The 25,120-nt window shown below is 41.4% G+C and carries 24 protein-coding genes and 2 pseudogenes; 17 read left to right on the top strand and 9 right to left on the bottom strand.

The window, feature by feature from the left end; all coding sequences use genetic code 11:
- Nucleotides 1-2: 2 nt before the first annotated feature.
- The gene (locus tag BS636_RS15065) at nucleotides 3-2,156 is read right to left on the bottom strand and encodes an AmpG family muropeptide MFS transporter (RefSeq protein WP_099339685.1); all 2,154 of its coding nucleotides are present in this window, start codon (nucleotides 2,154-2,156) and stop codon (nucleotides 3-5) included.
- Nucleotides 2,157-2,399: 243 nt separating this feature from the next.
- Between BS636_RS15065 and BS636_RS15070 the strand changes: the two genes are divergently transcribed.
- Entirely contained in the window at nucleotides 2,400-5,027 is a 2,628-nt protein-coding gene (locus BS636_RS15070; RefSeq protein ID WP_416202915.1) for a Lon protease family protein, read from the top strand.
- A gap of 92 nt (nucleotides 5,028-5,119) precedes the next feature.
- Here BS636_RS15070 and grxD read toward each other — a convergent pair whose 3' ends face one another.
- A complete protein-coding gene (gene grxD / locus BS636_RS15075; protein ID WP_099339518.1) occupies nucleotides 5,120-5,461 on the bottom strand; it encodes a Grx4 family monothiol glutaredoxin in 342 nt (113 codons plus the stop codon).
- 198 nt (nucleotides 5,462-5,659) lie between these two features.
- Here grxD and BS636_RS15080 point away from each other — a divergent pair, with 198 nt between their 5' ends.
- Nucleotides 5,660-6,871 carry an aspartate aminotransferase family protein gene (locus BS636_RS15080; protein WP_099339519.1) on the top strand — a complete coding sequence of 404 codons (1,212 nt, stop codon included), beginning with the start codon at nucleotides 5,660-5,662 and terminating at the stop codon, nucleotides 6,869-6,871.
- Between the two features lie 60 nt (nucleotides 6,872-6,931).
- On the opposite strand, the gene BS636_RS15085 is transcribed toward BS636_RS15080, so the two are convergent.
- The 3 genes from BS636_RS15085 to surE form a co-directional block, all read right to left on the bottom strand.
- Nucleotides 6,932-7,861 carry a LysR family transcriptional regulator gene (locus tag BS636_RS15085; protein WP_099339520.1) on the bottom strand — a complete coding sequence of 310 codons (930 nt, stop codon included), beginning with the start codon at nucleotides 7,859-7,861 and terminating at the stop codon, nucleotides 6,932-6,934.
- Between the two features lie 93 nt (nucleotides 7,862-7,954).
- Nucleotides 7,955-8,788 carry a peptidoglycan DD-metalloendopeptidase family protein gene (locus BS636_RS15090; protein WP_099339521.1) on the bottom strand — a complete coding sequence of 278 codons (834 nt, stop codon included), beginning with the start codon at nucleotides 8,786-8,788 and terminating at the stop codon, nucleotides 7,955-7,957.
- 108 nt (nucleotides 8,789-8,896) lie between these two features.
- Entirely contained in the window at nucleotides 8,897-9,673 is a 777-nt protein-coding gene (gene surE / locus BS636_RS15095) for a 5'/3'-nucleotidase SurE (protein WP_099339686.1), read from the bottom strand.
- A 109-nt stretch (nucleotides 9,674-9,782) separates the two neighbouring features.
- On the opposite strand from surE, the gene BS636_RS15100 reads away from it, so the two are divergent.
- From BS636_RS15100 to BS636_RS15120, 5 genes are all read left to right on the top strand, one after another.
- A complete protein-coding gene (locus BS636_RS15100; protein WP_099339522.1) occupies nucleotides 9,783-10,157 on the top strand; it encodes an MCR_0457 family protein in 375 nt (124 codons plus the stop codon).
- A gap of 158 nt (nucleotides 10,158-10,315) precedes the next feature.
- Nucleotides 10,316-10,699: an MCR_0457 family protein gene (locus BS636_RS15105; protein ID WP_099339523.1), complete on the top strand. Its 384-nt coding sequence runs from the start codon at nucleotides 10,316-10,318 to the stop codon at nucleotides 10,697-10,699.
- A gap of 126 nt (nucleotides 10,700-10,825) precedes the next feature.
- Nucleotides 10,826-11,974: a D-alanyl-D-alanine carboxypeptidase PBP5/6 gene (gene dacC, locus BS636_RS15110; RefSeq protein ID WP_099339524.1), complete on the top strand. Its 1,149-nt coding sequence runs from the start codon at nucleotides 10,826-10,828 to the stop codon at nucleotides 11,972-11,974.
- A gap of 103 nt (nucleotides 11,975-12,077) precedes the next feature.
- Nucleotides 12,078-12,608 carry a gamma carbonic anhydrase family protein gene (locus BS636_RS15115; RefSeq protein WP_099339687.1) on the top strand — a complete coding sequence of 177 codons (531 nt, stop codon included), beginning with the start codon at nucleotides 12,078-12,080 and terminating at the stop codon, nucleotides 12,606-12,608.
- 61 nt (nucleotides 12,609-12,669) lie between these two features.
- Nucleotides 12,670-13,452 carry a DUF4262 domain-containing protein gene (locus BS636_RS15120; RefSeq protein WP_099339525.1) on the top strand — a complete coding sequence of 261 codons (783 nt, stop codon included), beginning with the start codon at nucleotides 12,670-12,672 and terminating at the stop codon, nucleotides 13,450-13,452.
- A 41-nt stretch (nucleotides 13,453-13,493) separates the two neighbouring features.
- Here BS636_RS15120 and BS636_RS15125 read toward each other — a convergent pair whose 3' ends face one another.
- Entirely contained in the window at nucleotides 13,494-14,009 is a 516-nt protein-coding gene (locus BS636_RS15125; protein WP_099339526.1) for a DUF1543 domain-containing protein, read from the bottom strand.
- A 272-nt stretch (nucleotides 14,010-14,281) separates the two neighbouring features.
- On the opposite strand from BS636_RS15125, the gene BS636_RS15130 reads away from it, so the two are divergent.
- The 7 genes from BS636_RS15130 (at nucleotide 14,282) to purB (ending at nucleotide 19,789) form a co-directional block, all read left to right on the top strand.
- Nucleotides 14,282-14,695, top strand: coding sequence for a hypothetical protein (locus BS636_RS15130; protein ID WP_213064228.1), 414 nt, complete (start codon nucleotides 14,282-14,284; stop codon nucleotides 14,693-14,695).
- 13 nt (nucleotides 14,696-14,708) lie between these two features.
- Nucleotides 14,709-15,266 carry a hypothetical protein gene (locus BS636_RS15135; RefSeq protein WP_099339527.1) on the top strand — a complete coding sequence of 186 codons (558 nt, stop codon included), beginning with the start codon at nucleotides 14,709-14,711 and terminating at the stop codon, nucleotides 15,264-15,266.
- Nucleotides 15,263-15,676 carry a hypothetical protein gene (locus BS636_RS15140; RefSeq protein ID WP_099339528.1) on the top strand — a complete coding sequence of 138 codons (414 nt, stop codon included), beginning with the start codon at nucleotides 15,263-15,265 and terminating at the stop codon, nucleotides 15,674-15,676. Before BS636_RS15135 ends, BS636_RS15140 begins: the two co-directional genes overlap by 4 nt.
- Before the next feature lie 299 nt (nucleotides 15,677-15,975).
- Nucleotides 15,976-16,461, top strand: coding sequence for an NUDIX hydrolase (locus BS636_RS15145; RefSeq protein WP_099339529.1), 486 nt, complete (start codon nucleotides 15,976-15,978; stop codon nucleotides 16,459-16,461).
- 4 nt (nucleotides 16,462-16,465) lie between these two features.
- Nucleotides 16,466-17,605 carry a tRNA 2-thiouridine(34) synthase MnmA gene (gene mnmA, locus BS636_RS15150; RefSeq protein WP_099339530.1) on the top strand — a complete coding sequence of 380 codons (1,140 nt, stop codon included), beginning with the start codon at nucleotides 16,466-16,468 and terminating at the stop codon, nucleotides 17,603-17,605.
- 7 nt (nucleotides 17,606-17,612) lie between these two features.
- Nucleotides 17,613-18,344 (top strand): high frequency lysogenization protein HflD, encoded by a 732-nt coding sequence (hflD, locus tag BS636_RS15155; RefSeq protein ID WP_099339689.1) that lies wholly within the window; start codon nucleotides 17,613-17,615, stop codon nucleotides 18,342-18,344.
- A gap of 56 nt (nucleotides 18,345-18,400) precedes the next feature.
- Nucleotides 18,401-19,789, top strand: a complete 1,389-nt coding sequence (purB, locus tag BS636_RS15160; RefSeq protein WP_099339531.1) for an adenylosuccinate lyase — start codon at nucleotides 18,401-18,403, stop codon at nucleotides 19,787-19,789.
- Between the two features lie 727 nt (nucleotides 19,790-20,516).
- Here the strand turns inward: purB and BS636_RS15165 are convergent.
- Nucleotides 20,517-21,590 (bottom strand): acylphosphatase, encoded by a 1,074-nt coding sequence (locus BS636_RS15165; RefSeq protein ID WP_099339532.1) that lies wholly within the window; start codon nucleotides 21,588-21,590, stop codon nucleotides 20,517-20,519.
- Between BS636_RS15165 and BS636_RS15170 the strand changes: the two are divergent.
- The 3 genes and pseudogenes from BS636_RS15170 (at nucleotide 21,575) to BS636_RS15180 (ending at nucleotide 23,561) form a co-directional block, all read left to right on the top strand.
- Nucleotides 21,575-22,515 (top strand): annotated as a pseudogene (locus BS636_RS15170) (IS5 family transposase). The gene BS636_RS15165 and the pseudogene BS636_RS15170 sit on opposite strands and share 16 nt — an antisense overlap.
- A 193-nt stretch (nucleotides 22,516-22,708) precedes the next feature.
- A pseudogene (locus BS636_RS16650) lies at nucleotides 22,709-22,810 on the top strand (adenylosuccinate lyase); the annotation flags it as partial.
- A 91-nt stretch (nucleotides 22,811-22,901) separates the two neighbouring features.
- The gene (locus BS636_RS15180) at nucleotides 22,902-23,561 is read left to right on the top strand and encodes a DUF2238 domain-containing protein (RefSeq protein WP_099339533.1); all 660 of its coding nucleotides are present in this window, start codon (nucleotides 22,902-22,904) and stop codon (nucleotides 23,559-23,561) included.
- 49 nt (nucleotides 23,562-23,610) lie between these two features.
- Here the strand turns inward: BS636_RS15180 and BS636_RS15185 are convergent, their stop codons facing one another.
- Together BS636_RS15185 and sohB are read right to left on the bottom strand one after the other, a co-directional pair.
- Nucleotides 23,611-23,850 (bottom strand): hypothetical protein, encoded by a 240-nt coding sequence (locus BS636_RS15185; RefSeq protein WP_099339534.1) that lies wholly within the window; start codon nucleotides 23,848-23,850, stop codon nucleotides 23,611-23,613.
- Between the two features lie 199 nt (nucleotides 23,851-24,049).
- Entirely contained in the window at nucleotides 24,050-25,012 is a 963-nt protein-coding gene (gene sohB, locus BS636_RS15190) for a protease SohB (protein ID WP_099339535.1), read from the bottom strand.
- Nucleotides 25,013-25,120: the final 108 nt, after the last annotated feature.

Consider the following 25,120-nt stretch of genomic DNA (forward strand, 5'->3'; position numbering starts at 1 on the left):
CCTTATTTGCCAGATTGTTGTTGGTGTTCACCGAGTAATTTTCCAACCCAAACCACTAAAATGAGAATTGGAATCCCGATTAATGTGGTCATCAGGAAGAAGTTCGGATAACCGATATTGGTCACTATAGTACCTGAATATCCCCCTAAAATCTTAGGGGTTAGCGTCATAAGTGAGCTGAAAATCGCATATTGAACTGCAGTAAAAGAGACGCTGGTCAGACTGGACAGGAAGGCAATAAATGCTGCGCCTGCCAGACCAGCCGCCAGATTGTCCACAATAATGGCAAAGTACAACCAGGCATCGCTATATGGCTTGATCACCTTGCCGGTTACTTCAATATCAGTAGTACTACTTACATCCACAGGCACCAGTGGCTGGATATCAATATCAAGGTTCTTGGTATTTTTAGCATCAGTCGTGGTTTGGTAGACATGTGTGACTTGTTGAACAGCGCGTTCACCATCCATCAACACCGCACTAATCAGATGTGCAGGTGCTGTTTTTAGTTTCTCTGCCGGAATAGCTGCACTAAACACACCCTGTTCTTCCAGCTTGGCTTCAAAACGCTCATCATTCAGTTCATAAATGATCTTTTGATTATCTTGTAAGGCTTCACCGACATATTGACCACGCACCACAATGCTGCCTTCTTCATTAACATTTAAGGTATTGTCACTGGTAATTGGCATGACTTGCAGTTGTGCATTGCCAGCGCTTTGCAGTAAATATGGCATAGTCACGTTGACTGCACTATCAGCCGTATTAGCATCAGCATAAGCTGCCTGAACCTGAATCTGCTTGGCATCAGCAAGCACTTGTGCAGGCACTTTTACTTTCCAATACCCCACTTCATCTGTTTCTGCCTGATAGCGCTGCTGCCCCACCTGAATTTCTACTGGATTCAGTTGCTGCCCTGATTTCACCAAGCCGATAAAGATCAGGTTAGTTGAACAAGCCAAAATGGCACCGACAAACATCAGCTTCATGATGTTCATCTTCTGCGCTAAAAGACCGCCGAGGAAACCGCCTAGAAGTGAGAAAATCACCCCATAAACTTTCACCGCTTCAGCAATCTGTTCCTTGCTAAAGTTCATATCCTGATAGAACACATTGGAAATAACACCGGCGATAATGTCAGAAACACGGTAAAAACCAATCAGCAATAACAGTACTAAAGCCAGTTTCAACCCATAGCGTTTGAAGAAATCTGCAACCGGGTTGACCCAGGTTTCATAGGCCATTTCCCGATTGACCGCACCCATTTTCACCAAGGCCGTTCCTACACCAAATGCGACTGCACCAGAACCAATAAAGCGTAAAGATTCAAAAGCAAATAAGGCGAAGGTATCCTGAATAGTAAACTGTTCGGTTAACATGCCCACCAAATTGCCCGAATACACATAGCTCAGGACGAAGCTGATGACGGCGATGAAGAACACCCCAACCAAACGGAAATAGTCACTGCGCACATAGGTTTTACGCACGCGATCAACTTGCGGTTCACGAATCGACAATGTCGTAATAATCCCGACCAGCATCACTGCAGCCATCGCTAGATAAGTCCATTTCCAGGCATCATAGATATAGTTGCCTTTCGCGGTACCTAAGTAGGCTGCAAGGAATAATGCGCCTGCACCCGCCACGATCATCCCGATTCGGTAACCTGCATTATAGGTTGAGGCCAACACGGTCTGCATCTGTGTTTCTGCCAGCTCAATACGGTAGGCATCAATGACAATGTCCTGAGTTGCTGCGGAAAAACCAAGCAAGACCGCACCCAGTGCCATTTGCTGTAAATGAGACTGTCCCAAGGCTGGATCTGAAAAAGCCATGATACAGATGGCACAAACAATCAGAATCTGGGCAATCAGCAGCCAGGCACGACGTCGACCTAAAGCTTTGGTTAGAAATGGAACCGGCAATTCATCAATCAGCGGTGCCCAGACAAATTTGAAGGAATAACCCAAAGCAGCCCAGCTAAAAAAAGTGACTGCACTTTTACTAATACCGGCTTCACCGAGCCAAAGAGACAGACTTGAAAAGATCAGGAGAATCGGCACACCGGCTGAGAAACCCAGGAACAGCATGATCAGCGCACGCCGATCCAGAAAGGCTGTAAAGGCGGATTTCCAACCCGTCGTTTGTGTTGTCATTGCTTTATTATTTTCCGCAAAAAACCAGTAGTTGCTATTCAATCCTTTAATACGGGATCTTTCAACAAGATTTACCATTTTCTCTGCGTAGATGATTTATTTTTTTACGTCAAAAGCGACATGTTCGCTTGAATTTTTCAGCTAATTCTGTATACCTTAAATCATTAATGCACTATTTCGTTTTGGACATCAACAGTGACCCAGAGACTCGATCAAATTCATTCTTCAATAACCGCCAATACGATTAACACCACGACAACTGAACAACAAAACCAAGCTGCTGAACTGCTTAAGTCAGCATTTGAACAAAGCGAAATACAACCTACTCTTGAAAAAACCCGCTTGCAGCCAACGCAACTGACACATATTCCAAAACTGGATAAAATTCCGGCCTCGACCAAGCGCATTAAACCATTAAATAATTTTCTTGGTCAGGATCGTGCACGTGCTTCGGTAGAAGCCGGGATTGCCCTGCCATATTCGGGCTATAACATTTTTGCCGTGGGGACTGCTGGTCTTGGCAAGCGCACCATGGTCAAGCGCTTGTTACAGCAGCATGCTAAAACAGTAGCGACGCCGAATGATTGGGTTTATGTGAATAATTTCCAGAATTCCCGTCAGCCGATTGCATTGCAGTTTCCTGCAGGTCAAGGCCCTAAATTCCAGGCCATGCTGCATCAAAGCTGGCAAACTATTCTGAAACAGCTGGAACGTCGTTTTACTGCGGAAACTTATTACAACCGTATTGAGATGATTCGTCAGCAAACGGGTGATGAGCAGCAGCAGGCACTGATTGAATTAACCCGTGAAGGTGAAGAATTCGATCTGAAGCTGATTTCTCGTAATGATGAGCACTGCTTTGTCCCAGTGCATCTGAAAGATGACAAGTTGCAGGAAATGACGCAGGATGACCTGAATGCCCTGAGCAACAAAGATCGTGCCGAAATCGCATCCAACATGCGCTACATGGATAAGAAACTAGAGCGTCTGGGTTTACATCTTGGTGATTTAGAAGATGATGCCCGTGACCGTGTGCAAGTACTGAACCGGGATATTGCCAAACAGGTGGTCGTGCCACGTGTTGAGCAGATGCTGGCCAAATTTAAAGATGTGGAAGGTCTGGATAAATATCTAAAGTTCTATGCAGAAGACATTATTAACAATGTCGAAATCGTGCTGGAACAGGAAGAAGATGACTTTACTCCAGGTCTATTCAGTCGCGTGCCATCTCGTTATCAGGCCAATGTCATTGTGACGCATAAGCCGAATAGTGGTGCACCGGTGATCTTTGAAGATTTTCCAACCCATTACAACCTGCTTGGGCATGTAGAACAGCTCACTCAGAATGGCACGATTACTACCGACTTTACCTTGATCCGTCCGGGTTCGATGCATCGCGCCAATGGCGGCTTCCTCATGATCGAAGCAGAACAGTTGTTAGAACAGCCGTATGCATGGCAAGGGCTAAAACGAGCGCTGAAATCTGGTCAGCTGAAGTTATCTTCTTTGGAACATATGCTGACCCTAACTGGCAGTATTTCGATTGAACCCGCAGCAATTCCTTTAGATATCAAGATCGTATTGTTGGCTGAGCCAGAAGTTTATTATGAGATTCTAGAGCTTGAACCAGAGCTCGGCAGCATCTTTAAAATCCGCGCTGACTTTACAGATACATTACAACGTAATGACGAAAATGAGCAGGCCTATATACAGCTGATCGCAGATTACGTTCAGGCAGACAAATTGTTGCCATTTGACCGTTCTGCCTTGGCTGCTTTACTGACTGATTCAAGCCGTCAGGCCGAAGACCAAAGCTCCTTGTCATTACATGCCCTGACCTTAGGTGATCTGATCCGTGAAGCACATCATCACGCTTTTAAAGCCGATGACAAGATGGTCTCCGAAAAGCACATCAATACGGCACTGGATCATCGTAAATATCGCTTAGGCTATTTACGTGAGTTGTATTGGCAGGATTTATCTCGTGGTACCCAGCTGATTGAAACTCGTGGTCATCGTCTTGGTCAAATCAATGCCCTGTCTGTAATTCACTATGCAGATGTGGAATTCGGTCTGCCTTCACGCTTGACAGCATCGGTTTATCAAGGTGGCGGTGACATTCTGGATATCGAGCGCAGTGTAGAACTTGGTGGTTCGTTACATGCTAAAGGCGTGTTACTGATGGCTTCCTTCCTGAAAGCACATTTTGGCCGTGAACAAACCCTGCACTTCTCTGCCGCACTGGCTTTTGAACAAAGCTATGGTCAAGTCGATGGCGACAGCGCTACTGTGGCAGAACTATCTGCACTGATTTCTGCGATCAGCCAGTTGCCAATTGACCAGTCTTGGGCAATTACCGGTTCCATGAACCAACTTGGTCAGGTACAGCCAATTGGTGGCGTGAATGCCAAGATTGAAGGTTTCTTCGATGCCTGTAAGTTACAAGGCCTGACTGGTAAACAAGGTGTAATTATTCCGCGTCAGAACATGCAGCATCTGATGTTGCGTAAAGACGTGATTGCAGCCGTTGAAGCAGGTCAATTCCATATTCATGCCATCGATACCATTGATCAGGCGCTAGAAATCCTGATGGCGCGTCCGGTCGGAACTTTGGATAAGAAAGGCCGATACAGCAAGCATTCGATTTATGCTGCGGTAATGGAACAGCTGGATTACTGGCAAGCCATTGAAGATGGTGCCGAGCTTGAGGAAGAAGAGCCGAAGAAAAAGAAAAAAAAGAAGAAAAAGAAAAAAGACAAAGCGCCAGTAAAGGACATTCAGGCCGATCCAGATGCACTTGCAGAAGTACTTGCGGCTGAATCAAAAGAACTCGAAAATGCTGAAATTTCTGAGGCGAAGGCAGAAGATTGATTCTGCCCTCTCTATTTAGAGTTTAAAATTAAAGCATAAAAAAAGCGCTTCTCAGGAAGCGCTTTTTAACATCTGCAAGTTTAATAAATTTATTAAGCTTCAGGTGCTGGGCTGTATTGTTCAACTAAAGGCTGTAATTCACCTTTCTGGAACATATCAAGCATGATGTCGCTACCACCGATCAACTCGCCATTGATCCACAATTGCGGGAAAGTTGGCCAGTTCGCAATAATTGGAAGAGTTGCGCGAATGTCTGGATTTTCCAGAATATTTACATAAGCAAATGGACGACCAATTTGACTGAGTGCTTCAACCGCACGAGCAGAAAAACCACATTGTGGGAATTGTGGTGTGCCTTTCATATAAAGAAGTACTGCGTGTTTGGCAATTTGGTCACGAATTAACGCTTCTGTATCGCGTGCTTGTTCAGTCATTGATATATCCTCAATAAATCTGCTTCGCATTATACTCAAAATGAACTAAAACAGTATGTCTAAAACAATATTTCATGTTTTATTTACAATTCAGCTTTTATTCTGTTTGAGATTTTGCTTATATAGGACCTGTCCTTATGTCTATATATGGCATCTTTGACTCCAATTTTCAATCCACCTAACAGATAAGAGTTAGTCATGAAGAACATTACCCTTGCTCCTGTGCAAACTGATCAACCTTCACACTTGATGCCGGTATTTGGCCGTCAGCCGATCAGTTTTGTCCGAGGACAAGGTGCTTATCTTTATACTGAAGATGGTACTGAGTATTTAGATGCGCTGACCGGAATTGCAGTATGTGGCCTGGGCCATGCCCATCCTGTGCTTGCTGAAGCAATTGCAGAACAGGCCGCAACCCTGATTCATACCAGTAACCTGTTTGAAGTGCCGTGGCAGACTGCTGCTGCACAAAAACTGGCTGAAGTTTCAGGTATGGAAGAAATTTTCTTCTCAAACAGTGGTGCAGAATCAAATGAAGGTGCAATCAAGATCGCACGTAAATTTGGTCATCTGCAAGGTATCGCTACACCAAAAATTATTGTGGCTGATAAATCTTTCCACGGTCGTACCCTGGCTACCCTTTCAGCTACAGGTAACAAAAAAGTTCAGGAAGGTTTTGCGCCACTGGTTGAAGGCTTTATCCGTGTACCATTTGGTGATATCGAAGCGATTCAAGAAGCAGCGATTAATCACCCTGACATCGTGGCAGTTTTTGTTGAACCGATTCAAGGCGAAGGCGGTGTAAATACTGCCCCTCAAGGCTTCAGCTACCTGGAAGAAATCCGTCAACTATGTAATCAGCACAACTGGCTGATGATGCTCGATGAAGTTCAAACAGGTAACGGTCGTACTGGTAAATACTTTGCCTATCAACATACCAATATCGTTCCGGATGTATTGACTACGGCAAAAGGTTTAGGTAATGGTTTCCCGATTGGTGCTGTAATGACCCAAGGTCGTGGTGTCGGTGTACTAACGGCCGGTAACCACGGTTCAACTTATAGCGGTACAGCATTAGGTTCACGCATTGTCTATACCATCATCGATATCATGCAGAAAGAAAATATCGTGGCGAATGCAGCTGAAAAAGGTGCTTATATTGTTGAGCAACTGCGTAGCAAGCTTGCAGATCAGAACGTGACTGTTCGTGGTTTCGGTTTGATGATCGGTATTGAATTACCAAAAGCATGCGGCGAACTGGTTGATATCGCACGTGATGAATACAAGATGATTATCAACGTCACTGCAGGCAATGTAGTACGTCTGCTGCCTACCCTGAACATTACTCAGGAACAGGCAGATCAACTGATTGAACGTCTGGTTAAAATGATCAACGCCTATCTGGATTAATTTGCAAGAAGTCAGATACACAAAAAGCCGCATCAAGCGGCTTTTTTAATTCTGTGCAGTTTATGATGCGATTTGCAACAAACGTCCGCCAGACAACTGGCTAAAATATTGTTTCAAGGTATCAAGACAACGGAGAATTTTTGTAGGTTGTTGTTCACGTTTTGGCATCACTGCATAAAGCGTAAATGGTTGTAATTTCCACTCAGGCAGAACTTCAACCAGAGAACCGTTCATTAAATCTTTTTGTACTTCCAGATATGACATGCGGGCAATGGTATTGCCATGCAGACACATCGACTTTGCTACAATACTGTTATTGGTATTTAGTCGTGAGCTGAGTTCAAGTTCAACTTTTTGGGCTGTATTGACGTGCTGGAAATAAAATTGTTGATGATTATTTAAATGACTCAGTGACAAAATGTCATGTTGCTTCAGATCATTCGGCTGTGCAATTAAAACAGACTGGTTGATGTAGCTCGGAGCTGCCACCAGAATCTGTTCAATTTGAATGAGCGGAACGACTTCAACATTGCTATCGTCAATGACTTGATCCAGGCGTAATTCAATATCAACACGACCCTCCTTCAGGTCAAGCGGTTGATCTTGAGTTTCAAACTGTACAGTCAAACCGCGGTGAGCAGACATCCAATGCGACAATGCTGGGATCACATGCATTGAACACATTTCTGCAGTTGCAGCAATACGCAGGTCGCCGACTAGATCATCACGTAGCTCATTGATACGGACTTTGCCACGTTCCGCAGCGGACAACATTTCTTGACAGCTATAGAAAAAAGCCTGGCCTGCTTCAGTCAAACTCAATTTTCGTGTAGAACGATTCAGGAGTACGACTTCCATGTCCTGCTCTAGCGATCGAATCTGCTGGCTCACGGCACTGGTAGTAATACCCAGTTCACGTGCAGCACCGCTAAACGAGTTTTTCTCTACAACACAAGCAAATACGCCCATTGCTCGAAGTTGATCTAACATAAATTCCCCTCTAAACTTATGAGGTGCTTTCATCCTTTGATAAAAGCAACTCATTGTATTATACGGTGAAATTTAGCATTTGCACCTTTTTATTCAACTATTCGGTAAAACAGATGCTGGATTCACCGGTTTTCCATCGAGGCGTACCTGAAATTCAAGCATAGTACGGGTTGTACCACTTGAACCCATTTCCGCAATCTTCTGACCTGCTGTCACATTTTGTCCACTTTTCACGTTAAGTTTACTGTTATGTGCATAGGCAGTGATGTAACCATTAATATGTTTGACCAGCACCAGATTACCGTATTCTTTTAGGCCGTCAGCCGCATAAACCACCTGACCGTCAGCAGCAGCAAACACCGGGTCACCGACATTACCCGCGTAACGAATGCCTTTAATATTCGACGCCAGATTATATTGCTGCAATACTGCACCATTCGATGGTTTTACCCAACGTAATCCTGATGACGCTACAGTCGTCGTCGGAGCAGGTGTAGTCACCACTGGCGTCGTAACTTTCGGTGTCGTTTTAACAGTTGTCTGTGCCGAAGTTACAGGCGCTGGTACTGTTACTGTTTTACGCTGAATTGGCGCTGAAGAATCTACGACTTGAGTCGTAGTACTGCGTTTGGTGTTTTTCAAACGGATCGACTGACCAACGTAGATGCGATATGGCTCAGGAATGTCGTTCATTTCCGCCACACTGATATAGCTCAGACCGTAACGCGCCGCAATGCCACTTAAAGTGTCACCTGAACGAACCGTATAGAAATCAGGTGCTGCAGCATAACGTGTGGAATTGTGAATATAGGGTTTGGTTGCACACCCCGTTACGATAACTGCTGAAACCACTGCTGTTGTGAGTGCTAAAGTTTTTATCAGGCTTGTAGGCAAAGCAATAAAGCGTTTCGGTGACACCAGGAACATTATCTTCCTCTCTAACATCTATACGGTTTAAAAAACTCGATTAGATTAGCAAAAAAACAAAGCAAATAAGGTTGCAATGTCAAACTATTCACAAAGTTATAACATTAGTTAGATTTTGTTTAAAATCTGCCCTTGTAATTCGTGAAGTACGTCATAGTTTGTGGCATCCATCTGGATTGGTGTCACACTTACATAACCATTGGCGATAGCAAAGAAGTCCGACTCAATTTCAGTTCCTTTATGCTTTGGCATCGCAACGGCTTCACCGGATAGACCAATCCAGTACACCTGACGACCACGTGGATCCACATGACTGGTAATTGGCTTGGACTGGCTACGGCGACCTTGGAAAGTCACTTTGGTTCCTTTTAGCTCAGCGATATCCGGAATATTGACATTAAAGATCTGACGCTCCGGCAAGGCTGGTAAACCTGCTGCAATAAAATCATGTACCCATTGCGCTGCAACACGATAATCTTCTGGTGAAGTATAAGCACGTACGTTTTGGCCACAGAGAGAAATCGCCAGTGCAGGCTGTTTTGCTAGACGACCTTCAAATGCTGCACCGACTGTGCCTGAATACAACACATCATCACCCAGATTGGCACCGCTGTTAATGCCACTTACTACCAGATCGAATTCGACATCAAATAAACCATTCATAGCCAGATATACACAGTCTGCCGGCGTGCCATTGACTGCCCACACATCTTCAGCGATCTGAATTGGTCGCAGTGGACGGTCAAGGGTCAATGCACTGGAAAATCCACTGCGTTCACTTTCAGGTGCGACCACGACTACACGACCGAGCGATTTCAAGCTCTGTGCCAGTGCCTGTATGCCCGGAGCGAACACGCCATCATCATTTGATATCAATATATTCACTGCAAAATCCCGTTCGTCCCAAAAAATGACTGGTTGGGACATTTGTTTGTATTAGCCACGGAATTATATATATTTATCGTTCAACATCCATCTTTAATATGCGTGGTTCATGATGATTAAAAATACGGTTGCTGTAACCGCAATGGCCTTTGCTCTGACTGCTGGCCTATGTTCTCCTGCTTTTTCAGCTGAAAATTTATCTGCTGAAGTTGATTTAACCATTAAGGAAGACCTTGCTTCAGTTCAAGTACTCACTGAAGTTTGTCCGGGGATTGTGGGTAAAAATGCTAAATTTGACCAGAACACTCAACAGCTGATCAAACAGTATTTGTCAGACTATTCTGATAAAACGATGACGTATGACAAAATCCAGCAGGACAAGGAATATCAGTCTGTGCTTCAGGAAGCGCGTCAAGAAGCTAAACAAACGGCTAAGGATGAACATCAGGCAGTTTGTAATGACCTGATCGCTCAAGAGATCTAATTCAAGATTTTTGGCAGGATGATGCAACGCCATCATCCTGTTTATATAACGATTTTCTCCATTATTTTACTGCTTCCTTACATTTTTACTCTTTTCATTCTGCAAAATTTGATTAATCTAAGCGCATCGTTATTTTTATTTTGAGCTTTTGATTTTCAATGAAAAATTCATTCATTAAAGCCTTTGGCATTTTCACTCTTTCAACTTTTAACATTTTGAGCACAAACAGTTTTGCAGCCGATACCAATATTGAAGTGACCCCAATTCAAGAAGTGACTCAACATGAACTTGCAGCGATTTATGTGCTTTCGGAAATCTGCCCAAGCATGGTGAAAGACCAGAACAAATTTAATGCGGGTTATAACCAGCTGGTCAGTGAATATATGCCAGGTCAAAAGAACCCGGTAGAAGCCTTAAATCAGCTCAGTAAAAACTCAAAATTCCAGCCGATCCTGAAAGAAGCACAGCAAGATGCTCAAAAAGCAGGTAAGCAGAAAAATCAAGCGATTTGTACAGAACTCACTACTTATAGCAAATCCTGATTTTTTTCTGCCGAAATGCTTACAATACTTTTGAAATAAGCCGCTGCAACCCATAGAAGTCCGCCTAGCTTTGTCCTAAAATGCTAGGCTCTTCGTGCTTATATCAAGATACTGGAACTAACTAGAATGACCCGTAAAACCGCCCTTGCTGCACTCCTTCTTGTACCTGGATTCAGCTATGCAGCAACAGTATTATCTGCGCCACCAGAATTAAATAATAAATCCTATGTTCTGATGGACTTTGAAACTGGGCAGATCCTTGCAGCTAAAAATGAAAATGAAAAACTAGCCCCTGCTTCAATGACCAAAATGATGACCAGCTACATCATTGAGCAGAAGTTACTTAGCGGTGAACTGACTGAAGACGAACAGGTTCGTATGAATGAATCGGCATGGTGTCGTGGCAGCAGCTCTGAATCATGTATGTATGTTCCGTTAAATGGCACAGCAACAGCACTTGAAATGCTGCGCGGTATCATTATCCAGTCAGGTAACGATGCGTCTAAAGCAATGGCTGAACATATTGCAGGTAACGAGGGTACCTTCGCACATATGATGAACCAGGAAGCGAAACGTATTGGCATGACCAATACCAGCTTCATCAACTCTACTGGTATGCCGGCTGAAGGTCACTATTCGACTGCTAAAGATATGGCTACGCTGGCTCAGCACATCATTAAAGACAGTTCAAAGTACTACCCGATTTATTCTGAAAAAGAGTTTACTTTTAACGGAATTAAGCAAGGTAACCGTAATGCCCTGCTTTATACAGATCCAAGTGTTGATGGTCTGAAAACAGGTCATACGGATGAAGCGGGTTACTGCTTAACGACTTCTGCAAAACGTGGTCCAATGCGTTTGATCTCTGTGATCTTCGGTGCGCCATCTATGCAGGATCGTGCGACACATACACGTGAACTTTTGGCTTGGGGCTTTGCAAACTACGAAACCAAAAATGTTCAGGCAGGTAAACAAGTTTTAGCCAAGTCTAAAGTCTGGTTTGGTAAAGAAAATGAAGTTCAAATCGGCCTTGCTGAAAACTTCAACGTGACCATGCCGAAAGGCAAAGCCAATGCGATTAAAACGCAAATCGTGGTTCAACCCAAACTGACTGCGCCTTTGAAACAAGGTCAAGTGGTAGGTAAATATGTTGCCTCTCTTGATGGCAAAGTGATTGCTGAAAAACCACTTGTTGCTTTAAAAGCAGTTGAAGAAGCTGGTTTCTTTGCCCGCATGCTGGATCATATTAAACAGTTCTTTAGCAACCTGTTCTAATATTCTTTACAGATATTCGTTCAGACTAAAGCTAAAGCACACATTCCTCGAATGTGTGCTTTTTTATTTTATAATGAGCGTAAACTTTCAAGATGATAATGCTATGAGCCAGAACATTCGCCCTTACCTGGATACTAGTCCGCAAATTGCAGATTCCTGTTATATCGACCCAATGGCCGTGGTCGTGGGTGATGTGGTCTTAGGTGAAAATGTATCGGTCTGGCCTTTTGCCGTGATCCGTGGCGATGTCAATCATATCCGCATTGGCAAGAACTCCAATGTTCAGGATCATGCCATTCTGCATGTCAGCCATAAGAAAGTAGATAAGCCTGAAGGTTCACCACTGATTATTGGCGAAGATGTCACCATTGGTCATCATGTCACGCTGCATGGTTGTACTATTGGCAACCGTGTCCTGATCGGGATTAACAGCATTATTCTGGATGATGTGGTGATTCCGGATGATGTGATGATTGGTGCAGGTACACTGGTTCCACCGGGTAAGGTACTGGAAAGTGGTTGGTTATATATGGGGAGCCCTGCTAAAAAAGCCCGTCCATTGACTGAGAAAGAAATGGCATTCTTGCCGTATTCAGCGCAGAATTATGTCAAGGTGTCTGGGAATTACAAATAAATTTGTCTTGATCTAAAATCTTCTGTATGTTCAATTGAAAATAATTCAAAGAATAAAAATCATGAAACATACAGAAGATCATTATTGCCCGGATCGCAATGAATTATTAAAACAAACCAAAATTAATATTCGACAATATGGCGTGCAAATTATTTCGATCACGCATACTGATTACTCCCCACCTTTTAGCTATAGCATTGGTCTGTATGAACGATTCCAGCATCCGGAAATTATCTGTTTTGGTCTTACCGCAAAACTTAGCCAGACCATTCTGAATCATGTCGCTGAGGTTATTCAAAAAGGTCAACCTATTCAGCTGAATAACACTTATCCTAATGTGTTTTTTAAAGAGAGCCGCTGCAAGTTTCTAAAGGTTGATCGCAGGAATATTGGCGACTATTTCGGTATTGCTGAAAGTTATTATCAAGATGAAGCATTTCCAGCTTTGCAATTAGTTTGGACAGACCGGAATGATAAATTTCCGTGGGAAGATGGCTTCGAAGAATGTTTTGAATATGATCAACCCCTGCTAGACCGGAATGCTGATTTTAAATTCCGCGAACCAAGAAATTTAGGGATTTATACCACCAAGCAATGGCTGGAACAAAACCAGCCAATTGTCACCGTACTGCATGAACGTGATGGTGACTGGCAGTTTTTAACGGCAGAGCCTTTGGCAGATGATGACTATATTCTGGTTGGGTTAGAACATTTGATCCAACGTGATCCAACCTTAAATGAAGTCTTTGACCTGCAATATGGACAGGCAGCAGACCGGAAATTTATTGGCGATGAATGGGTGATTATCGAACTAGAAGATGACGGTGACCAGCTCGCAGGTTAAAGATAAAAATGTCTACTTCATGTGAAGTAGACATTTTTTAATTAAGGAATAATTAGATAATCATTTTTAAAACTGTTAGCTTCAAAATCCCCTTCAACCAAATGCACAAATTTCTGATCAATCTTGTTTAACTCTAAACAGTCATCGACATCAATTACGGCATCGGCATGTGGTTTAAACCATGTTTTCTCAATCGCCAATTTTCCTTGTGCTTTAGCTTCTGTTTTGTTTTTGGCAGCGACCACCAGGTATTTATGAATCTCACCAAACTGGTCTGGGAGATATGCACCCAGATTAATCAGGAACAGTTTTAAATCTGTGTTTGCGAGTGTATCTGTAATTTGAACCTGATAATTAGTTCCTTGATAGCTGACACCATTGATCTTCATCCAGCCATCAACATGCAGACCTTTTTGCCGACCAAACCATTGCTCTTTTAAATATGGAAAAGCTGACTCGATATCTGAACTGATGACAGGAACTACATCATGCACTTCTACATTGGCTTTATCATGTTTACCGCCCAATAAGATGATGTAGAGATTGAGTTCAGGCATAGGAAATTCTCTTTAATAGAATGATAAAGTGAAGAGATGTAGTTTAAATTAATTCGAATGAATCAATTAAGAAGTAAGAAAATTTTATTTATTCAATATTTGAGTAAGATTTGAATTATTATCCTGCTCTCTTCTTATATTCTAAGTTTTGGAGGATAAATTGGGGAATCACTCACAATAATTAATAATACGAAAGTTATAAAAAAGTATATTTCATATGTATAAATATGTAAGATATTTCCCGCAATTATTTAAAATATTATGGGGTTATTGTGATTAATAAAAAGCTTACTTATGCAATTTTCTGTTTAATATCACCTACACTCTTTACAGGATGTAACGCTACATACCATTCACAACAAGTTAGTTCTAACGAACAAAACCTAACGGTTGGAACTGTTCAGCGTGAAATTCATATAGGTATGAGCTCTGCAGATGTTATCAGTGTATTAGGTTCTCCAAATATTGTAACAACTGATGAGAATCGTCAGGAAGTTTGGGTTTATGACAAGATTTCGACTGAAACAGCCTATTCCAAAAGTTCAGTTGGTGGATCTATATTAATTTTAGGTGCTAGCAGTTCTAGTGGAGCTAGATCTACTACTCAAAAGACATTAACAGTAGTTGTAAAATTTGATAACCAATCAAAAGTACGTGATTTTGCATATCATACTTCTAAGTTTTAAGGGACTATTGAAAGTGAAAAATACTCTTTTAAAATTGGGAATTATGACCATATTAGCAAGTACTTCACTTACTACATGGGGTCAGAAAATTCCTGCTGATGCCTTGCAACTAAGCACTAGTTCTCTTGAAACTCGTCAAATGCAAACTAGACAATTTGATGGAGTGAGTGAATCAGATGCTTTATCTTCAGCAGCTGGTGTATTACAGGATATGGGATTCACCATAACTGAATCTGAAGCAAAATTAGGTGTGATTGTTGGGAATAAAGATCGAAGTGCTGTAAGTGGTGGGCAAGTAGCTGGAGCAATGCTATTAACTCTTCTATCTGGTGTACCTGTAGATTATGATAATAATCAAAAAATCATAGCCTCCTTGGTGACACGTCCGGTTCTAGATAGCCAGGGGCGTATAAAACCTAATTCGTTCTATATAAGAGTCACTTTTGCAAGAATGGTATGGAATACTGCAAATCAATTAACGAAAGCAGAGCCATTAAATGATGCACAGTTATATCAAGAATTCTTTGACAAATTATCTAAATCTGTCTTTTTAGAAGGACAAAAAATATGAAGTATTTATTAATTACTATGACAACGTTTGCTTTGCTTCTTACAGGTTGTGCAACGACAAATCAGCGTGTTTTAGATAGTGAACAAAGTCAAGTACAGCTTAGAAGCATCCAAACAAGAACTTTTGAAACTACAGATAAAGATAAAACATTACGTGCAGTCATAGCAACTTTACAAGATCTAGGATTCGTTATTGATAAAGCGGATGAAACGCTAGGGACTGTAACGGGAACAAAGTTAAATAGATATACTATCAAAATGACTGTGACTGTTCGCTCTCATAATAATGGCGTTCTAGTACGTGCTAATGGTCAATATAATATAACCCCGATTACAGATCCTATCATCTACCAAAACTTTTTCACTTCTTTAGAGAAAGCAATGTTTTTACAAGCAAATGCTGTAGATTAAAATACCCCCGACGTCCCGTCGGGTTTTTTATTCTTCGAGGCTTAGATCTGCTCCCCTGCGTGACCTCATATTCCTTGTAATTTATCTTCTATTTATTTAGAACCTTCTGCTCTCCATGTCTCGTTTATAGGAGACTCCTAGTATCTTACCTAAATACCACGACCATCTGCCGCCAATCATTTCACAAAGTTGCTTATTTAAAGTTTATAAATGTCTAGTAGCCAAAGAAATTACCTCCTCACATAGCCACCGCCCCCTAAATTTTGTAGAATACAGTTTTTATTCCATGGTGCTGCTCTATGACCGCTTGGACTGCTCACGTCACTGTCGCAACTGTCGTCGAAAAAAATGGAAAATTCCTGTTCGTTGAAGAACATACTGAAGGTGTAACGCACACTGTATTCAACCAGCCAGCAGGCCATGTCGAGGCAGGTGAAACCATCGTCGAAGCAGCCATTCGTGAAACCATGGAAGAAACCGGTTATCAGGTCAACGTGACTGATCTGATCGGCATCTATACCTATACTCCGCCGATGTTCCCAGACCGTACCTATTTCCGTTTCTGCCTGAAAGCTGAAGTGATCAGCTATGATGAAAATGCAGAGCTGGATACCGGTATTGTTGGTCCAGCGTGGATGAGTTTAGATGAGCTGATCGAAACTGCTCGCGCACGCAGTCCACTGGTGATCAAAGCTGTACAAGATGCCCTTTCCGGTCAAAAATATCCTTTATCGCTCATTTACGAGCACCAAAATTCTCCCTTAATTTCAAATTTGGATGCCTAATCCTATGCAACAACGTGTCATCGTCGGTATGTCTGGTGGTGTAGATTCATCTGTGTCTGCAGCACTTCTACTTCAACAAGGTTATCAGGTTGAAGGTCTTTTCATGAAAAACTGGGAAGAAGATGACGGCACAGAATACTGTACGGCAATGGAAGACCTTGCCGATGCACAAGCCGTTTGTGACAAGATCGGGATTAAACTGCACACGGCTAACTTCGCGATGGAATACTGGGATCGCGTGTTCGAGCATTTCCTGGCTGAATATGCTGCTGGCCGTACCCCAAACCCGGATATTTTGTGTAATAAAGAAATCAAATTCCGTGCCTTCCTTGATCATGCAATCAATCTAGGCGCTGACTTTATTGCGACGGGGCACTACTGCCGTCGTGGCGAAACCATGACCAATTCTCGTGGTGAAGAATATGCACCTTTACTACGTGGTTATGACAATAATAAAGACCAGACTTATTTCCTGCATGCGGTGCATGGTCGTGAAATTAATAAGACTCTGTTCCCTGTTGGTGAAATTGAAAAGCCACAAGTACGTAAAATTGCAGAAGAATTAGGTCTAGCTACTGCGAAGAAAAAAGACTCGACTGGCATCTGTTTTATTGGTGAACGCCGCTTTAATGACTTCCTGAAGCAATATTTACCGGCTCAACCCGGAAAAATCGTACTGGAAGATGGCAAAGAGGTTGGTGATCATCACGGCTTAATGTACTATACGCTCGGTCAACGAGGCGGGATCGGCATTGGTGGTATGAAAGGTGCTGAAGAAGGTGCCTGGTTTGTACTGCATAAAGATATTGAAGGTAACCGTCTTGTCGTTGGTCAGGGTCATGAGCATCCACTGATGCAAAGCACCATGCTTTGGAGTGAAGCAATTGACTGGGTCGCTGGTGAGCAGGATATTCCTGAATCAGGTTTCCGCTGTACGGCAAAAACCCGCTATCGTCAGCCTGATCAAGCGTGTACCATTTATAAGGATCCAGAAACACCACAAGGTGTTCGTGTAGAATTCGATGAACCACAACGTGCTGTGACCCCAGGTCAAAGCGTGGTGTTCTACTCAGGTGAAGTATGTTTAGGTGGCGGTGTGATTCATCATACCAATGCACCAAAACCTGATTTTATTAAAGGATGAGATCGGCATGACGGAGTTACCATTTCAACAAGCCACAACGTTGAATGCTCGTCAAAACCGTGCTTTGGCGTTAGCGGGGGTTTTTCAGGCCACCCAGCTGACCCACATGACTGCCCTGACCGGACAGCAAGGCATTGGCGACACTGGTAATTTCTATTTTGAACAGCTGATTAAGGCCAGTCTGAATATCCGACCAAGTGGTACGCTGAATGTTCAGACCTTGGACTTCTTTAATCAGCTGGCCGATATATCATTGGGATTAAAGACTTTGGAAAGTTCTATTACCCAGCCTTTTGATACCGGGCCAAAATCCAGACTTCCAAAACTCTCCTCCACCAAACTGCCAATGTCCTATGCGATGGCACTTCTTCAGTTAGAAAAGAAGGTCTATAGCAATCCAAAATTCGTTGAAATCATTGAACAATCCCAGCAAAAAATTCTAAGACAGCTCTCCTTTTTCGATAATAACTACATGCACCCAAGCATCATTGCCAATCTCGCTCAAACCTATGTCGATACCGCCGGACAGATCAATCCGCGGATCATGGTGCGTGGCAATGCTGAAGCTTTTAAAGATTCTGGTCATACCAACCGCATCCGTGCTTCCTTATTTACTGGCCTACAGATGGCGCATTTATGGCGACGGCTCGGTGGCAGTTCCTGGGGCATGATCTTTGGCAAGCGCAAGCTGCTACAGGATATCCAAAATCTCGCACGCATACAGTTTCAGGTGGTCTAAGCCATGCTGTACGCGTATTTCGTTTTTCGTTTAATTCCAAAATTTAGGGAATCGATATGAACGCTTTAACTGCACTTTCTCCATTAGATGGACGCTACGCTAGCAAATGTGATGCGCTGCGCCCTTTTCTTTCTGAGTTTGGCTTAATCCATGCTCGTGTGACTGTTGAAGTGCGTTGGTTACAAGCGCTTGCCAACCGTCCTGAAATCACTGAAGTACCTCCTTTCTCTGCAGAAACTAATGCTGCACTAGATGCCATCGTTGCCAACTTCTCTGAAGAAGATGCCAACCGCATTAAAGAGATCGAACGTACTACTAACCACGACGTAAAAGCGGTTGAGTATTTCCTGAAAGAAAAAATTGCAGGAATTGAAGAGCTAAAAAATGCCGGTGAGTTCATCCACTTTGCATGTACTTCTGAAGACATCAACAACCTTTCTCACGCATTAATGCTGAAAAATGGTCGTGATGTGCTGGTTGCTTCTATGCAACAAATCATTGATTCGATCGTTGCTTTGGCTGAAACTCATGCTGAACAACCAATGCTGTCTCGTACTCACGGTCAAACTGCCAGCCCAACTACTTTGGGTAAAGAAATGGCGAACGTGGCTTACCGCCTGGCTCGTCAAATCAAACAGTTCAAAAATGTTGAGCTGCTGGGTAAAATCAACGGTGCTGTAGGTAACTACAACGCGCACTACTCTGCTTACCCAGAAATCAACTGGCCTGCTCACTCTCAAGCATTTGTTGAATCTCTAGGTCTGACTTTCAACCCGTACACCACTCAGATCGAACCACACGACTACATGGCGGAACTGTTTGATGCGCTGCGTCGTTTCAACACTATCCTGATCGACTTTAACCGTGACGTATGGGGTTATATCTCTCTTGGCTTCTTCAAACAAAAACTGAAAGAAGGCGAAGTAGGTTCATCTACTATGCCGCATAAAGTCAACCCAATCGACTTCGAAAACTCTGAAGGTAACCTGGGTATTGCAAATGCCGTATTGGCTCACCTGGGCGAAAAACTGCCTGTTTCTCGCTGGCAGCGTGACCTGACTGACTCTACTGTTCTGCGTAACATGGGCGTTGGTTTTGCACAAAGCTTGATCGCTTTCGAAGCTTGCTTAAAAGGTATTGGTAAACTTGAACTGAATGCTGCACGTATTCTTGAAGACCTTGACCATGCTCAGGAAGTTCTGGCTGAACCTATCCAAACGGTAATGCGTCGTTACAATGTTGAAAAACCATACGAAAAACTGAAAGCACTGACTCGTGGTCAAGCCATGACTCGTGAAATGATGGTTGGTTTCGTAAATGGTAACGAGTTAGAAGCTGTTCCTGCTGCGGATCGTGCTCGTCTGACTGAAATGACACCTGCTACTTACACAGGTAATGCGGCAGATCAAGCAAAACAGGTGAAAGATCTAATCTCTAAAATCTAATTTAGACGGTTAAGACCAAAAGCGAAGCTCCGGCTTCGCTTTTTGATAAGTAAAAATATATTTAAAATAACAACATCATTCGGAAGCAAATATTCACAGATAACACATTAAAATCTAATACAGAAAATAGCTTAAATGTACTCAATGAATAATATTAAATATAATTACATTAACTTTAGTACAATTAGTTTTTTATGAAAAATCATCTGCTAAATTATTAAGATTAATCTCTTTCACTTAATTTATCTAATTTTTATTAATTACAGCGTTTTAAAAATATTTAAAATAGAATATTAATCCGAATCTAGGATAGAAAATTTACTTAAAAAACCAAAGCTACAAGATAAGTTATCACACCTAATTTAAGGCTCTAGTCCTTATACTAAATAGCAAGGAATGATTATTATTAAATTTAAAATAACTTAATTATAAATTTCTAACTAAAATTACGTCCCTCAGCAAAAACTCAAAGGATGTTTTTATGATTACAAATTACATATTGCGATGAATTAATTTAGTGAAATTCCTACTTAGTTATCACTAAAGAACATAGTATTTATGGGTCTCTAAGTAGGTACTGATGCAGCATCAAAACGCATATCAATTAATTAATAGAAATAGCCAAAAAATTTAGAATATAGAATCAATGACTTAACCAAATTTAGGTTAACTATAATTTTTAATTATTATGATCACTCCATATTGGAATGATCATAATACGTCTTAATTATTCAATAATTTGAAAATTATTAAAGTTGGAATTTAATATATTTTTATTAAAACATATTTTTTCGACTTGAGCATCTTTAGGTCCATCATAACAAATTTGAATAATATGTTGTAATGTTGCTTTAGGTCCTTTTATAGTTATATCGATACTACTTTTATCTTGATTATTTTGGACAAAACCATCAATTCCATAAAGTTCACATTTAGTTTTTAACCAACTACGGTAACCAACATTTTGTACTATTCCATATATTGTAAAACTATAGGTTCTAATACTTGGTTTGAAATTTGGAAATAGGCTATCTAATAGTGAACTTGCTACATCACGACCTTTACCATATTTAGGGAATTGCGGTAGTGCTAGGGCAGGATTAGCATTAACTTCAATTATAGTCCATTTTTGATTTTTAGGAGAAATTTGAATATCTTCCGCCATAAAATCTAATCCTAACATTATTGGAGATAATAGCGCTTCTTTTGCTCTGATTGCAATATCTAACCAGTCAGGATGAATATTATCAGTATGATCTATACTACCTCCGCCAGAACTAATATTTACTACATCTAATAATTCTACTTTTTCGTTAGAATTTACAATAGAATTTAATGTAAGATTTTTTTTTGATAAAAAATTAATTAGTTTTTGATCTAGTTTTAAAGGATGTTCACCTAAATATATATTCTTACTTCTCTCAATTTGACGTACTTGAATTAGTTCTTCAATTGTAGATTGACCATCACCAATGATAAAAGGAGGCACTCGTTGAGTTACAGAACATAATTTATTATCTATCACAACGATTCTGTAATCATTACCTTCTACATATTCTTCTACTATCACTGTTTTATGTTTTAATTTTTCGCAAAGATTCCAAGCTTTGTCAAAATCAACCTTTTCTACAATATTTGTTGTCACACCTTCACCACCATAACTATTCAGTGGTTTTACAACAATAGAGTTATTAAATTCTTTAACTTTTTCCCAAGCTTCTTCCTTTGAATGGCTTTGTTGCACAAAGCTATTCTTGAGGGCTTCTTTAGCAATATAATTTCCAGATGAAGAAGCCTGCACCTAAAACTTACCGTACAACCAATTGGTCCTCGTATAACCAAGCTTTAATCAAGCGAGGAAATATTTCAATCTGGTTTGATCCTAAGACCCAATGGTATGCACAACCACAAGGCAAGCACGGACGAAATCAAACTTATTCCGATACAGCGATTCAATGCTGTTTAATGATCAAATCTCTATTCCGTCTTTCTTTACGTATGGTCACTGGCTTTGCTCAAAGCCTGATTAAACTCTGTGGCTGAGCAGCCCCGAATATCAGTGATATTCGTACTCCACCCTCTGTAGACGACAAAAGCATATTGATATTGCGATAAGCTATCAGAAAAGTCGTGATGGGTTACACCTACTCGTCGACTCTACGGGTTTAAAATTTTTAGGTGAAGGTGAATGGAAGCGTAAGAAACATCAGCCTGAATACCGTCGGCAATGGCGTAAACTGCATATTGGTATAGATGCTGAAACACTGCAAATACGTGCCGTTCAGCTTACGACAAATAATGTCAGTGATTCACAAGTACTAGGTGATTTACTGGATCAAATCCCACCAAATGAGCGAATAGATTCTGTCTATACCGATGGGGCGTACGACACGAAGTGCTGCAGACAAGTGATTTCAGATCGTCAAGCACATGCAGTAATTCCACCCAGGAAGAATGCCAAGCCCTGGAAAGATTCTAAAATCAGTTCAATAGAACGAAATGAGTTACTTCAAACGGTTAAGCATTTAGGCAGAACCCTATGGAAAAAATGGTCGGGCTATCACCGTCGCAGTTTGGTGGAAACCAAGATGCATTGCATCAAATTATTAGGAGATAAGCTGACGGCAAGACATTTTCAAAGTCAGGTCAATGAAGTTCATGCGCGTGTGGCAGTTCTGAATAGATTTACGGAATTAGGTAGACCTCACACCCAAGTTGTCACTTAAATTTGAATGGATTGGGGAAAACTCAGCTTTTGAATGTTTATGCAACAAAGCCAATATTTTTTATAATTATTTAGTTTGGTGAAAAATAATGTAAAATCAATATCATTCGTCTTATATTAATTTCACTATACTTAAGGATTTTTAATATATAGCATAGTTTCCATTTAATTAATTCCTCGAAATAAATTTCATTACTGAACACCGTGCTCGTCTAGCTGAAATGACACCTGCAACTTATACAGGTAATGCTGCAGATCAAGCAAAACAAGTGAAAGACTTAATCTCTAAAATCTAATTTAGACCATTAAGACCCAAAGCGAAGCTCCGGCTTCGCTTTTTTTATCTATAATATTTTCTAACTTAAAAATAATATTTATAAGAAGTCTATGATGGATTATCGACTGAGTGGCAAGCATTGGGTCAGTTTAGGAATTTTGGCAGTTGCGATAGGGATTTCCAGTATTCAGCCTCTGGATATGCAGTCCTATATTCTGCATCAGGTTGGCACAGTATTTATGATCGGCATGTTGCTGTTTTGCCTATATAAAGTCGGATTCAATTTTTTCAGCTTTAATTTGTATATTCTCTTTCTACTGATTCATGTCGTTGCAGCACATTATCTATATTCTTATGTGCCTTATAATGAGTGGATTCAGGCACTATTTAGCTTTGACCTGAATGCTGCCATGGGCTGGTCACGCAATATGTTTGACCGTTTTGTGCATCTGGCCTCTGGTCTGCTGCTTTACCCTGTGTTCTATCGACTGTTTGACGTCTGGTTTCCTCAACACAAACCTTTCACCCTTTTCCTGTTGGTCGTTCAATTTGTGATGGCAACCAGTCTGATCTATGAATGGATCGAATGGTTGATCGCGATTGGCTTATCACCAGAGCAGGCGGAAAGTTATAACGGTCAACAAGGTGATATATGGGACGCGCATAAAGACATGTTCCTCGCGACAGTCGGTGCGATGTTTACTGGTGGACTTATGCTGATTCCACAAAATAAAAAGCCCACCACAGTGAGCTTTAATCATAAACAATGAGTGAATTAAAATTTCAAATCACGTATCGAAATAAATTGATCGAACTTTTTTATGCACGCGGACAATAACGCATAAAATCCGCTTTCATTTTGTCAAATTCTTCACCAGTTAATACATCACTGAAGTAGACATAATAGGTTGCTTCAGGATATTGGATCTCATGACGGAACATCATGCCACGCAGTGACACAGAAAGCTCTTCAGGAAAATCATCCGCTAAATTAAGTTCTTCAAATTCATAGTTAAAGTAACAATTTTGTTGAGCAATAAAGGCTTCTACAACTGCCATCTTTCCAGCCTAATGATTAAAGCACTTAATTTTAAGGATTTGCTTTCAAAAAACCAAATTGATTCTTTAGCTCAGTTTCCGAAACTGTAAGTTCTATTGAATAACAGAAATTGAGCTACACAATAAAAAAATCACCCGTCGCTTGAATATAAAAAGCCCACTTACGCGGGCTTATATCTATATAAAAATATCGATCAGATTAAAGTTTCGGATCACGCATCTGAACCAGATTTGAATTGGCTTTGGTCAGCGTGTCTACCACTTTGTTCATCACTGCAGGAATCAGGGAATCTGCAATTTGTGCTGCCTGTAAACCCAGTTTTTCACCTAACGTTGGTTTCTTACGGGTATTGATCGTATATATATCATGCTGTGGTAATAAACCTAACAGGTATTCATCCGATGTTTGCAGCTTATCCACCAGATTCAGATCCAATGCATCCTGACCATACCAATGCTCGCCTGTTGCAACTTTTTCAACATTCAGTTGCGGACGATACTTTTCTACAAAGTGCTTGAACAGTGCATGCGTTTGTTGAATTTCCTCTTCAAATTTTGCTTTACCTTCTTCGGTATTTTCACCGAACATGGTTACGGTACGTTTGTACTCACCTGCTGTAAACAGTTCAAAGTCGATCTTGTTGTCTTTCAATAGACGGTTAAAGTTTGGTACCTGAGCAACCACACCAATTGAACCGACAATTGCAAACGGTGCAGAAATAATTTCGCTGGCAATACAGGCCATCATATAACCGCCACTGGCTGCGACTTTGTCTACACAGATGGTCAAATGGAAACCAGCTTCACGCAGACGTACTAGCTGGGCAGCTGCAAGACCATAACCATGCACCATACCACCCGGGCTTTCCAGACGTACAATTACACGATCACGACCCGCTTTTGCTGTTGCCAGAATTAAAGTAATTTCTTCACGCAGCTGTTCAACTGCCGAAGCTGCTGTATCACCCTTAAAATCGAGTACATAGATTTTTTCATTGGTTTTTTTACGGGCACGTGCCTCTTTTGCCAGTTGTTGGCTTAATTGCAACAGCTCCAGCTTAGAAGCAGTTGTTTGCGCAATTTTTTTTCGTTGTTCATTAATACGCGCATTAAGATGACTGATACGGATTTCAGCCGGCAGTTTCGGAGTATGAAATAACATATAAAATCTATTCTCAGTTTAATTCGGGCTATAAGTCTTAGATTAGGTCAGTTTTGGCTTTTTTCAACTGAATTTCGTGAATAATTCCGATCAGCCTCATTCGCCCGA

The organism is Acinetobacter sp. LoGeW2-3, from assembly GCF_002688565.1.
Lineage (GTDB): Bacteria > Pseudomonadota > Gammaproteobacteria > Pseudomonadales > Moraxellaceae > Acinetobacter.